The sequence below is a fragment of the Embleya sp. NPDC025285 genome, from assembly GCF_055558835.1.
The window spans coordinates 1-9,512 of record NZ_JBVHLU010000199.1 but is presented as its reverse complement, the minus strand read 5'-3'; the positions used below and the strand labels follow the sequence as shown (position 1 = coordinate 9,512).

7 protein-coding genes and 1 pseudogene are annotated in these 9,512 nt (G+C 70.5%); 7 read left to right on the top strand and 1 reads right to left on the bottom strand.

The features are described 5' to 3' along the window. The 5 genes from ACZ4FV_RS50815 to ACZ4FV_RS50795 form a co-directional block, all read left to right on the top strand. Positions 1-459, top strand: a 459-nt coding sequence (locus ACZ4FV_RS50815; RefSeq protein ID WP_402242611.1) for an Hsp70 family protein, incomplete at its 5' end; no start/stop codon positions are given. Then, on the top strand, positions 456-1,049 hold the full coding sequence (gene grpE, locus ACZ4FV_RS50810; protein ID WP_391589215.1) for a nucleotide exchange factor GrpE: 594 nt from the start codon (positions 456-458) through the stop codon (positions 1,047-1,049). The genes ACZ4FV_RS50815 and grpE, both read left to right, overlap by 4 nt. A 121-nt stretch (positions 1,050-1,170) precedes the next feature. Then, positions 1,171-2,343, top strand: a complete 1,173-nt coding sequence (gene dnaJ / locus ACZ4FV_RS50805) for a molecular chaperone DnaJ (RefSeq protein ID WP_395864695.1) — start codon at positions 1,171-1,173, stop codon at positions 2,341-2,343. A 1-nt stretch (position 2,344) separates the two neighbouring features. Next, positions 2,345-2,809, top strand: a complete 465-nt coding sequence (locus tag ACZ4FV_RS50800) for a heat shock protein transcriptional repressor HspR (RefSeq protein WP_395864697.1) — start codon at positions 2,345-2,347, stop codon at positions 2,807-2,809. Between the two features lie 179 nt (positions 2,810-2,988). After that, on the top strand, positions 2,989-4,818 hold the full coding sequence (locus ACZ4FV_RS50795; protein ID WP_395864699.1) for a TIGR03767 family metallophosphoesterase: 1,830 nt from the start codon (positions 2,989-2,991) through the stop codon (positions 4,816-4,818). 28 nt (positions 4,819-4,846) lie between these two features. Here ACZ4FV_RS50795 and ACZ4FV_RS50790 read toward each other — a convergent pair whose 3' ends face one another. After that, positions 4,847-5,512 carry a nucleoside/nucleotide kinase family protein gene (locus ACZ4FV_RS50790; protein ID WP_402242616.1) on the bottom strand — a complete coding sequence of 222 codons (666 nt, stop codon included), beginning with the start codon at positions 5,510-5,512 and terminating at the stop codon, positions 4,847-4,849. A 165-nt stretch (positions 5,513-5,677) separates the two neighbouring features. On the opposite strand from ACZ4FV_RS50790, the gene clpB reads away from it, so the two are divergent. Together clpB and ACZ4FV_RS50780 are read left to right on the top strand one after the other, a co-directional pair. Beyond that, positions 5,678-8,299 (top strand): ATP-dependent chaperone ClpB, encoded by a 2,622-nt coding sequence (gene clpB, locus ACZ4FV_RS50785; protein ID WP_465328179.1) that lies wholly within the window; start codon positions 5,678-5,680, stop codon positions 8,297-8,299. A 360-nt stretch (positions 8,300-8,659) separates the two neighbouring features. Next, positions 8,660-9,512: pseudogene (locus ACZ4FV_RS50780) on the top strand (Fe-S oxidoreductase); the annotation flags it as partial.

The window sequence follows — 9,512 nt, the reverse complement described above, 5'->3', positions numbered from 1 at the left end:
ACGGGCAAGGAGCAGTCGATGACCATCACCGGCGGCTCGGGCCTGCCGAAGGACGACATCGACCGGATGATGCGCGAGGCGGAGGCGCACGCGGAGGAGGACCACCAGCGTCGCGAGGCCGCGGAGACCCGCAACCAGGCCGAGCAACTGGTGTACACCACCGAGAAGTTCATCAAGGACAACAGCGACAAGGTGCCCGCCGACGTCAAGACCGAGGTCGAGACGTCGCTCACCGAGCTCAAGGACGCGCTCAAGGGCGAGGACCTGGCCGCGATCCGCGACGCCGCGGAGAAGGTCAGCACCACGAGCCAGAAGCTGGGCACCGCGATGTACGCGAACGCGCAGCCCGGTACCGAGGGCGCGGCCGGTTCGCCCGGCGACGGCGCGGGCAACACTGCCGACGACGACGTCGTGGACGCCGAGATCGTCGACGAGGACCGTAAGGGCGGTGCTGCGTGACCGAAGGGACCGGCTCGAACCACGGCGCCGTCCCGGGCGACGCCCAAGAGACAGAGCCGAAGCCGGAAACCGGGACCGCCGCCTCGGCGGCGGCCCCGGCCCCCGGGGCGGCGGAGGCCGCCGAGCTGCGCAACCAGCTCGGTGAGCGCACCGCCGACCTGCAACGGCTCCAGGCCGAGTACGCGAACTACCGCAAGCGCGTCGAGCGGGACCGCAACGTGGCGGGCGAACTGGCCGCCATCAAGGTGCTGAGCGAACTGCTGCCGGTGCTCGACGACATCGGTCGGGCCCGGGACCACGGCGAACTGGCGGGCGGCTTCAAGTCGGTCGCCGAGTCGTTGGAGTCGATCGTGGCCAAGATGGGGCTGCAGAGCTTCGGTTCCAAGGGCGACCCGTTCGACCCGACGGTGCACGAGGCGCTGCTGCACTCGTACGCGACCGATGTCACCGAGCCCACGTGCGTGGAGATCCTGCAGCCCGGCTACCAGGTCGGCGAGCGGATCATCCGTCCGGCGCGGGTGGCGGTCGCGGAGCCCACAGCGGACGCCGAGGGCGGTCCGGAGGAGTCGGGCGAAGCGGCCGGAAGCTGAACCGTCACCGGGAACCAGACAACGAGAAGCGGAGAGGAGGGACGCCGATGCGCGGGTGGAGTGGATCCGGAAACGGGCGCTCGGAGCACGAGGGCACCCCGACCCGATCGGCGAGGGGCGCATGAGTACGAAGGACTACCTGGAGAAGGACTACTACAAGGTGCTCGGCGTCCCCAAGGACGCCGGCACCGCCGAGATCAAGAAGGCCTACCGCAAGCTCGCCGTCGAGTTCCACCCGGACAAGAACAAGGGTGACACCAAGGCGGAGGAGCGGTTCAAGGAGATCTCGGAAGCCTACGACGTGCTCGCCGACGACAAGCGGCGCAAGGAGTACGACGAGGCACGGACCCTGTTCGGCAGCGGGGGTGGCTTCCGCGGCCCCGGCGGCGGGCAGGGCGGGGCCGGCGGCTTCCCCTTCGACCTCGGCGACATCTTCGGTGGCCAGCAGGGCGGCGCGGGCAACACCGGCGGCCTGGGCGACATCTTCGGCGGGCTGTTCGGCGGCGGTCGGCAGACCGGACGGCAGCAGCCCCGACGCGGCTCGGACGTGGAGTCCGAGGTCACCCTCGGCTTCGCGGACGCGGTGGACGGCGCGACCGTCCCGATCCGGCTGACCAGCTCCGAGCCGTGTCGGCACTGCAACGGCACGGGCGCGGCCGCGGGCACCACCCCGCGGATGTGTCCCACCTGCGCGGGTTCGGGCAACGTCAGCCGTCCGCAGGGCGGCTTCGGCTTCTCCGAGCCGTGCCGCGACTGCAAGGGCCGCGGGCTGCTGGTGGACGACCCGTGCATCGTGTGCAACGGCAGCGGTCGGGCCAAGAGTTCGCGCACGATGCAGGTCCGGATCCCGGCCGGGGTTCAGGACGGACAGCGGATCCGGCTCAAGGGCAAGGGCGCTCCCGGCGAGCGCGGCGGCCCCTCCGGCGACCTGTACGTCGTGGTGCACGTCAAGACGCACTCCGTATTCGGCCGCAAGGGCGACAACCTCACCGTCACCGTGCCGGTCACCTTTCCGGAGGCGGTGCTGGGGGCGGAGGTCACCGTGCCCACCCTGGGCGGCATCCCGGTCACGCTCAAGCTCCCCGCGGGCACGGGCAACGGCCGCACGCTGCGCGTCCGCGGGCGCGGTGCGGCACGCAAGGACGGCACTCGGGGCGACCTCCTGGTCACCGTCGAGGTGACGGTCCCACAGCAGCTGAACGACAAGGCGCGCGAGGCGCTGGAGGCGTTCCGCGAGGCGACCGTCGCGCACGATCCCCGAGCCGATCTGTTGGACGCGGCGAAGGGGGCATGACATGCGACCGGGCGGCTTGGGCGGCGACGGCGGGCGGCGTGGCTACGAGATCGACGAGACCTCTCCGGTCTACGTGATCTCGGTGGCCGCGCAACTGTCCGGCCTGCATCCACAGACGCTGCGCCAGTACGACCGACTCGGCCTGGTCTCGCCGGACCGCACGGCCGGTCGCGGGCGGCGCTACTCCGCCCGCGACATCGTCCAGTTGCGCGAGGTGCAGCGGCTCTCCCAGGAGGCCGGCATCAACCTCGCCGGGATCAAGCGGATCCTGGAGCTGGAGAACCAGGTGCTCGCGCTGAGCGTGCGGGTGGCCGAGTTGGAGCACGCGCTGCACGAGGCGACGGACGCGAGCGCCCGGCGCGAGGCGGCCGTACACGCGTCCTACCGACGCGATCTGGTCCCGGTCCGGCCGCAGGCGGGCACCGCGCTCGTGGTGTGGAAGCCCAGGCGCGGGCGCACCGACTGACGCCCGGCGCACGGGCCGCACGAGATCCGGGAGGGGCGGGGCTTCGGCCGCGCCCCTTCGTCCGTGTGGGCCGCGGCCTCGTTCGCGGGGGTCGGGCCCGCCGTTTCGTGCGGGGCGGGCGTTCGGGTGGCCTCGGCACATCCTTGATGCCGCTCAATACGCGTCAGTAGGGTCGCCGCATGAAGCCGAATCGTCGGGACGTCCTGAAGTACTCGGCCGCGGGCGCGGCACTGCTGGGAGCGGCGGCGTGCACCGACGCCGAGGAGTCGCCGGTCAACAAGTCGAGCGACGCGCCCAAGCCCGGCGCCCCGACCTCGGGCGGCGCCGCAGGCGCGGCCGGCACCACCCTGGAGCGCACCCTGCTGCTCGGCCCGCCCGGCCCGGGCGGTTACCGCAAGGTGGTCGCCGGCCCCGGCGAACCGCACCTGCTGCGCAACGAGTTGGCCCCCGGCGCCGGTCCCGGCGACAAGACGAAGAGCCGACCCCTGGTGGCCTTCACCCAACTGACGGACATCCACATCCAGGACTCCCAGTCGACCGCGCGGGTGGACTTCCTGGACCGGCACAGCGACAAGGACCAGCCGTTCGCCAAGCTGCTGCCGTTCCAGTCGTCGTACCGCCCGCAGGAGGTGCTGACGGCGCAGATCGCCGAGGCGATGGTGCAGTCCCTCAACCGGATCGGCAAGGGCCCGGCGCTGGGCCAACCCCTGGCGTTCACCATCTGCACGGGCGACAACACCGACAACATCCAGTTCAACGAGCTGCGTTGGTACATCGACGTGCTCGACGGCGGCAAGAAGGTCACCCCCGACTCGGGCGACCGGAACAAGTACGAGGGCCCGATGGACGCGGTCGCGTACAACGACCGCTACTGGCACCCGGACGGCACGCCGGCCGGACAGAAGGACGACCTGCCCAGGCGCGAGTTCGGTTTCCCCACCGTGCCGGGTCTGCTCGACGCGTGCCGGCGTCCGTTCGAGGCGACCGGCCTGAAGACCCCGTGGTACACCGCGTACGGCAACCACGACGGGCTGGTCCAGGGCAACCTGCCGGTCAACGAATTGCTGGGCAAGGTCGCGGTCGGCGACGAGAAGGTGCTGGACATATCCGCGAAGGAGACCGTCGTCGCGCTCGCGGTCGGACTGCAGAGCGGCAAGCCGGACGCGCTTGCCGCGCTGATGTCGGGCCCCAAGCGCAAGGTCACCGCCGACCCGGACCGGCGGCTGATCGACCGCGCGGAGACGATCAAGGAGCACTTCAACACCACCGGCTTGCCCAAGGGCCACGGCTTCACCCAGCAGAACATCGACGCCAAGACCGCGTACTACAGCTTCGACCAGGGTCAGGTGCGCTGCCTGGTCCTGGACACGGTGAACCAGTACGGCCTGGACTCCGGCTGCCTGGACCCGACCCAGTTCGCGTGGCTCCAGGACCACCTGATGAAGGGCAGTTCCAGCTACCTGGACGAGCAGGGCAAGGTGGTCCAAGGCACCGGCCAGGACAAGCTGTTCGTGCTGTTCAGCCACCACACCATCGAGACGATGGTGAACCGCACGGTGCCCCCGGGGCAGCCCGCGCGAATCCTGGGCCCCGAGGTCTTGTCGCTGCTGCTGCGCTTCCCGAACGTCGTGCTGTGGGTGAACGGGCACACCCACGACAACCACGTGAAGCCGCACCCGCGCCCGGCCGGCTTCGCCGCTCCCGGAGGCTTCTGGGAGGTCAACACCGCGTCGCACATCGACTGGCCCTCGCAGGCGCGGATCGTGGAGATCGGGGACAACCGCAACGGCACACTGTCCGTCTTCGGCACCATCGTCGACTCGGCCGGGCCGGAGTCCAACGGCGGCAAGCTGGACACCCCGGTCGCACTGGCCGCGCTGGCCCGCGAACTCGCGGGCAACGACTGGCACGAGCGCGATCGCCCGGACGCGAAGGTGGACGGTCGGCGCGGTCGGATCGAGGACCGCAACGTGGAACTGCTGGTGCCGACGCCGGCGTGGCTCACGTAGAGCAGGCGGGTCCGCCGAGTCCGGCGGTCTACCAGACCACCGTCACCACGCGGGCGCAGCGTGACTTGGAGCGCTTGACCAGTTCGCCGTTGGGACGGTCGCTGCCGGCGACCCAGGCCATCGCCTCGCCGACGCTGCGACCGCCCCGGCGCTGGCGCCTGGTCAGCCGCTCGTCGCGGACCCGGTCCGAGGCGTGCACGTACCAGACCTCGGTCATCAGGCAGTAGGCGTCGGTCCAGCCGGGAGCGTCCAGTGCCAGGTAGTTGCCCTCGGTCACCACGATCCGGGTGCCGGGGCGGACCACGTGCCGCGCCGCGACCGGCTCGTGCAGCGAGCGGTCGTAGTCCGGCACGTACACGTCCCGGTCCACCTCGTGCACCACACGGGCCAGCGTGGTCGCGTAGCCCCACACGTCGAACGTGTCCACGGCGCCCTTGCGGTGCAGTCGGCCGATCCGCTTGAGCTGCACGTTCGAGAGGTGGAACCCGTCGAGCGGCACATAGGCGGCGGTACCGACGCCGACCCGCTGTTCGATCGCGCGCACCAGGCGGCCGGCGAGCGTGGACTTCCCGGCACCCGGCGGACCGGCGAGGCCGAGCACGACCCGATCGGCCCCGGGCGCCGCCGGAATCAGCCGTACCGCCGCATCCGCGAGCGCGTCGAGTGTTTCGAGGGCACCGGACACATCTGGCATGTCCGCAGTCTAGGCATCCGGAGCGACGCACGGTTGAGTGGAATAGACTCAACTTAGTTGTGGTTGCCACAGTCAAAGGACCGTTCGGGTGCCATACGGACACGACACGGACGGAATGATGGCCGTGACATCGCGTGCCCGAAGCGAAGGAGTCGCACACCTCACATGGATGCACAGAAGCTCACCACCAAGGCCCAAGAGGCCCTTTCGGTCGCCATCCGCAAGGCTTCCGCGGCGGGACACCCCCAGGTGGAGCCCGCGCATCTGCTGCTCGCCCTGCTCGAACAGCCCGAGGGGACCGCGGTCCCGCTGCTGGGCGCGGCCGGTGTGGACGTGCCGCTCCTGAAGGTCGCGGCCGTCCAGATTTCCGATCGCCTGCCGAGCGCGTCCGGCTCAACGGTGGCCGCTCCGCAGCTCGCCCGCGAGACGATGCTCGCGCTCGACGAGGCGGAGAAGCAGGCCGACAAGCTCGGCGACACGTTCGTGTCCACGGAGCACGTCCTGGTCGGTCTCGCGTCCGGCCGCTCCGGTCCGGTCGCCGAGGCGCTGCGCGACGCGGGCGCCACGCCGCAGGCGCTGCTCGACTCCTTCAAGGCGGTGCGCGGCAGCGCCCGGGTCACCTCCCAGGACCCGGAGAGTACCTATCAGGCCCTGGAGAAGTACGGCCGCGACCTGACCGAGGAGGCCCGCGACGGCAAGCTGGACCCGGTGATCGGCCGCGACTCGGAGATCCGCCGGGTGGTCCAGGTGTTGTCCCGCCGGACCAAGAACAACCCGGTCCTGATCGGTGAGCCCGGCGTCGGCAAGACCGCCGTCGTCGAGGGCCTGGCCAGGCGGATCGTGGCCGGCGACGTGCCCGAGTCGCTGCGCGACAAGCGGCTGATCGCGCTCGACCTGGGCGCGATGGTCGCGGGCGCGAAGTATCGCGGCGAGTTCGAGGAGCGGCTGAAGGCGGTCCTGAACGAGATCAAGTCCAGCGACGGCCAGGTCGTCACCTTCATCGACGAACTGCACACCGTGGTGGGCGCGGGCGCGACCGGCGACAGTTCGATGGACGCGGGCAACATGCTCAAGCCGATGCTCGCGCGCGGCGAACTGCGCCTGGTCGGCGCGACCACGCTGGACGAGTACCGCAAGCACATCGAGAAGGACCCCGCGCTGGAGCGCCGGTTCCAGCAGGTGTTCGTCGGCGAGCCCAGCGTCGAGGACACCATCGCGATCCTGCGCGGCCTCAAGAGCCGGTACGAGGCGCACCACAAGGTGCAGATCGCCGACTCGGCCCTGGTCGCCGCGGCCACCCTCTCCGACCGCTACATCACCGCGCGCTTCCTCCCCGACAAGGCGATCGACCTGGTCGACGAGGCGGCGTCGCGGCTGCGGATGGAGATCGACTCCTCCCCCGTCGAGATCGACGAACTCCAGCGCTCGGTGGACCGGCTGCGGATGGAGGAGATGGCGCTGGCCAAGGAGACCGACGCGGCCAGCCGGGACCGGCTGGAGCGACTGCGCAAGGACCTCGCGGACAAGCAGGAGCAACTCAGCGGGCTGACCGCGCGCTGGCAGCAGGAGAAGGCCGGCCTGAACCGGGTCGGCGAGCTCAAGGAACGCCTGGACGCGGCCCGCGGCGAGGCCGAGCGGGCCCAGCGGGACGGCGACTTCGAGACCGCCTCGAAGCTGATGTACGGCCAGATCCCGACCCTGGAGCGCGAGCTGGCCGAGGCCGCCGCGACCGAGGGCGACCGGGGCACGCACGGCACCGCGATGGTCAAGGAGGAGGTCGGCCCGGACGACGTCGCCGACGTGGTCTCGTCCTGGACCGGCATCCCCTCCGGCCGCCTCCTGGAGGGCGAGCGTGGCAAGCTGCTGCGGATGGAGGACGAGCTGGGTCGCCGGCTGATCGGCCAGAAGGCGGCCGTGGCGACGGTCTCCGACGCGGTACGCCGGGCCCGCTCCGGCATCGCCGACCCGGACCGCCCGACCGGCTCCTTCCTCTTCCTGGGCCCGACCGGTGTGGGCAAGACCGAGTTGGCCAAGTCGCTCGCCGACTTCCTCTTCGACGACGAGCGCGCGATGGTGCGGATCGACATGTCGGAGTACGCGGAGAAGCACTCGGTCGCCCGCCTGGTCGGCGCGCCGCCCGGCTACGTGGGCTACGAGGAGGGCGGCCAGTTGACCGAGGCGGTCCGCCGCCGGCCGTACTCGGTGGTGCTCCTGGACGAGGTGGAGAAGGCCCATCCCGAGGTCTTCGACGTCCTGCTCCAGGTGCTCGACGACGGGCGGCTGACCGACGGCCAGGGCCGCACGGTGGACTTCCGCAACGTGGTGCTGATCCTGACCTCGAACCTGGGGTCCCAGTACCTGGTCGACCCGGCGCTGTCCCGGGAGCAGCAGCAGAACCTGGTGATGGACGTGGTTCGCAACGCGTTCAAGCCGGAATTCCTCAACCGGCTCGACGACATCGTGCTCTTCGACGCGCTCGGCACGGCGGAACTCGCACACATCGTCGGACTCCAGGTCGATCGGCTCGGCGCCCGGCTCAAGGACCGCCGGATCACCCTGACGGTGACCGACGCGGCCCGCGAGTGGCTCGCGCTGACCGGGTACGACCCGGCGTACGGCGCGCGGCCGCTGCGCCGGCTGATCCAGACCGCCATCGGCGACAAGCTGGCCCGGGCGCTGCTCGCCGGCGAGATCGACGACGGCGACACGGTCGTGGTCGACCTGGACGAGGCGAGCGACACGCTGGTGGTGCAGCCGCAGGAGCGGGTGCCGGCGAAGACGCTCTGACGAGCGGGTTCGGGGCCGAGTCGGCCACGAATGCCACGGCGCCGGGACCTGTTGCGGGTCCCGGCGCTTCGGCATGGCAGCATGCATGCGGAGTTATCTGACGGTGCGTCACACGTCGGGGGTTCGGTCGGGTCGGCTCCGGTCACGCGGTGCGCCGAGGATGGTGCGCCATGCGCGGCACGACAAGATCGCCTAGCACCGGATGAAGCGGACAAAACCCGCGAAGCCGGTAGCGTCCAGCGTGACAGATATCATCGACGCAGTGGTTAAGTTACCAGCGGGTAAGATGCCCGCACGGCCGTACGCTGTCGGCCGATACACGCCCCGGAAGGGACGTCCCACCGGAGGAGCCGAACGCCCATGCAGCTCGCAGCGATCGTGATCTCGCTGGTCACCTTGGTGGTCGGCGCCGCGCTCGCGGCGCGCGCCGTCGCGCATATCTACCGCTTCGTCCAGGTAGGCCAGCCGGACGGCAGCCGAACCGGACAGCCCGCGCAGCGCACCGCGACCCTCGGCCGGGAGTTCCTCGGCCACACCCGAATGCTCAAGTGGGGCGTCGTCGGCGTGGCCCACTGGTTCGTGGCCGTCGGCTTCCTGACCCTCGGCCTGACCATCATCACCGCCATCGTGCAGCTCTTCGACGCGCACTGGGTGTTCCCGCTCATCGGCGATTGGCTGCCGTACGAGCTGTTCACCGAGTTCATCGCGCTCGCCACGTTCGTCGGCATCGTGGTGCTGATGGTCATCCGGCAGCTGAGCCTGCCCTCGCGCCCGGGCCGCAAGTCGCGCTTCGCCGGCTCGGTGTCGTGGCAGGCGTACTACGTCGAGTGGACGATCCTGGTGATCGGCCTCGCGATCCTGACGCTGCGCGCCCTGGAGGCCGCCCTGCTCGGGGTGGACCACTACGAGGCGGGCTTCTTCGCGTCGTACCCGCTCAGCCTGGCCTTCCAGGACCTGGGCGAGTCCACGCTGGAGAACCTGGTCTACCTGACCGCGATGATCAAGCTCACCGCGACCGGCGCCTGGGCGGTGACGATCGGGCTGAACCCGAGTATGGGTGTGGCCTGGCATCGGTTCCTGGCGTTCTTCAACATCTATTTCAAGCGTGATGCCGATGGTGGTGTCGCGTTGGGTGCGTTGGCGCCGATGCGTTCGGGTGGCGAGGTGATCGATTTCGAGGACCCGGCCGAGGACGCGGTGTTCGGGGTGTCGC